Origin of the sequence: Francisella noatunensis subsp. noatunensis, from assembly GCF_009823375.1 — a bacterium.
In the GTDB taxonomy this organism is placed as follows: domain Bacteria; phylum Pseudomonadota; class Gammaproteobacteria; order Francisellales; family Francisellaceae; genus Francisella; species Francisella noatunensis.
The window spans coordinates 1-1,543 of record NZ_WBSX01000175.1 but is presented as its reverse complement, the minus strand read 5'-3'; the positions used below and the strand labels follow the sequence as shown (position 1 = coordinate 1,543).

The following is a 1,543-nucleotide window of genomic DNA, read 5'->3' as shown; positions in this document are numbered from 1 at the left end:
CGAGTTTTATGATATAAAAAATAAAAATGTATCATTTCAAAGTAAAATAGATGTCAACATTTCTCAAAATTTTCCACGAAAGTGCCTAAACTGCCTAAATTTAGAGACCTATAGATACACTTATCCTAGCAGAGCTACGCGGGTATTCGTTTTCTGCTGGCTAACTCAGTATGAAATTGCATTAATTGTTTGGTTGATTTTCCAATGACTCTAAATGAAGGTAATAATTGAGCTCCACACAATATACATTTTAGAGGATCAACGTTAAAAGATAGTAAAGACATTTGTTGATAGGATATATCAACTTTAACTTTAGGCTTATGTCCTAATAGCTCATAAATTTTAGGTAATAATTTACCTCTAACAGCATTAGACAAAAATCCATAATATCTAATCATTCTAAAGCCTTTTTCTGGAATATGTTGAATGAACCTTTCAATAAACTCATCCATAGTCATTTCCAAATCTTGGTGCTTATTATTTCGATGATTAAGAAATCTAAATTTGATTGTATTGCCATCATATTCTTTTATTTTAGACATAGCTATAGGAGGTTTTTTGATATATCTACCGATATATGTGATAGTATGCTCAAAATGTTCTATTGGCTTATCAAAATGTACTACCCACGGTCTTTCATACTGAATTCTAGTAAGGTCTTTTGAAATTTTATCGTATCCATTATCAATAATTTCTCTAATCAGCTTAATAACAGCATATCTCCACATAGGCATAATTTTCTTTTTACTAAATCGGAGATCCTTCCATTTACCATCTTTGGTTAATCCACCCATTGAAACAGATAGGTGTATATGAGTATTCCAATTTAGTTGTCTGCCATAAGTATGTAATGCTGAGAATATACCTACTTTTATACCTTTTTCTTTTGCTGTTTTTAGTAAAGGCTTACAAGCACATTTGAATAGATCACCAAGCCTGTCTCTATTGTCTTTGAAGACTTGCCATAATACATTAGGCATTGTAAAGGTAATATGTTGATACTTACACTCAGGAAATATATCTTTGATATCTTCTATCCATCTATCAATAGCCATTTTGCCACATGTTGGACATGATCTACAGTACAGCTAAAACATATTTTCTTAGTATGATGGTAGCCTTTAGTATGGCATACAAATTGCTGATATTCTCTGACCTGCAAGCCACAACTCATAATATTAGTCATGTTTTCTAGCTCAACATCTCTAATATCTGTTTTATGAGCTTCAAAGTATTTCAACCATGATTTGCCAATTTGAAATATTTCTTTGATTTTAGATGGAGTACGAATTGTAACTTATGAAAGTCTATTAGATAATAAATAATTATATTTAAAATATTTTAAACATTGAAGCATAAACATTCTCATAATAAGATGATACAGAAGGTATTGCTAGATATAGCTAAAAACCATAAATTATTACCCAAAATAGTTATACAAAAGTTTGCTGAAGGTTCATACTGTAGCAATCGTACTATATGATATTCTTTCCTTTTTTGAAACATCTTGGATAGTACTGTTAATAACACAGCGAAGTATATA

At 30.2% G+C, this 1,543-nt stretch carries 2 protein-coding genes; both read right to left on the bottom strand.

Translation table 11 applies throughout. The features are described from left to right. Positions 1 to 134 precede the first annotated feature (134 nt). Entirely contained in the window at positions 135 to 1,055 is a 921-nt protein-coding gene (locus F8C69_RS10115; RefSeq protein ID WP_159185045.1) for an IS91 family transposase, read from the bottom strand. Next, positions 1,034 to 1,240: a hypothetical protein gene (locus tag F8C69_RS10110; RefSeq protein WP_159185044.1), complete on the bottom strand. Its 207-nt coding sequence runs from the start codon at positions 1,238 to 1,240 to the stop codon at positions 1,034 to 1,036. The genes F8C69_RS10115 and F8C69_RS10110 overlap by 22 nt, the downstream gene beginning before the upstream one ends. Positions 1,241 to 1,543: the final 303 nt, after the last annotated feature.